This is a genomic window from Enteroscipio rubneri (assembly GCF_002899715.1).
Lineage (GTDB): Bacteria > Actinomycetota > Coriobacteriia > Coriobacteriales > Eggerthellaceae > Enteroscipio > Enteroscipio rubneri.
Window position 1 is genome coordinate 1 of the sequence record NZ_PPEK01000038.1, and the last position, 717, is coordinate 717.

The 717-nt window shown below is 61.9% G+C and carries 2 protein-coding genes; one reads left to right on the top strand and one right to left on the bottom strand.

All coding sequences use genetic code 11. The annotated features are described in order from the left end of the window. Positions 1-311: GTP-binding protein (locus C2L71_RS11840; protein ID WP_338065902.1), on the top strand; the 311-nt coding region annotated here is incomplete at its 5' end. A gap of 89 nt (positions 312-400) precedes the next feature. Here C2L71_RS11840 and C2L71_RS11845 read toward each other — a convergent pair. Further along, positions 401-717: C40 family peptidase (locus tag C2L71_RS11845; protein WP_187143349.1), on the bottom strand; the 317-nt coding region annotated here is incomplete at its 5' end.

Genomic DNA, 717 nt, shown 5'->3' on the forward strand with positions numbered 1-717 from the left:
GGTCGGAACTGATCGAAGGGTACTTCAACCAAGATCGCAACCTGGCGCTCGTGGTATCGCTGGTGGACATCCGCCACCCCGCTTCAAGCCTGGATGAAAACATGATCGAGTTCTTGCAGGAGGCGGAGCTTCCCTTCGCCGTGGTGCTGACGAAAGCCGACAAGCTATCCCGACAGCAGCAAATGAAGCAGAAGGCAGCCCTGAAAAAGCAGCTGAAGCTGCATGCCGACGTGCCTTTGGTGGTGTGCTCTTCCGAAAAGGGAACGGGCATCGACGAGCTGCGCACCGTCATCAAGAACGCCGCTCGCTAGGCTCCTCTCCAGATAAACCGCCAGGCGGGGAGTCCGAAAGGCGCGTCGACGCCTCCCGACTCCCCGCCTGGCCAACAATGAACGGTCGATTACCAGGGTCGCACGATGATCATGCCGGGCTGCACGGGACCCTGCACCACGCCCACGCCGTACGTGGCCGCGTGGATCATCTGGCCACCGCCGATGTAGATGCCGCAATGCCCGGCGTTCACAGCCACGTCGACCGGCTGAGGATCGCTCACCTGGGGCCAATTCATGAACGTGAGCGTGCTTCCCATGCGGCTATAACTGCCGCTCAGGCAAAACGACACGAAGCCCGAGCAGTCGTACGACGACGGGCCCGCGCCGTAACTGGGATCGGTGTAGCCGTACGGCTTGCCAAGCTGGCTGTACGCGCGACCCACCA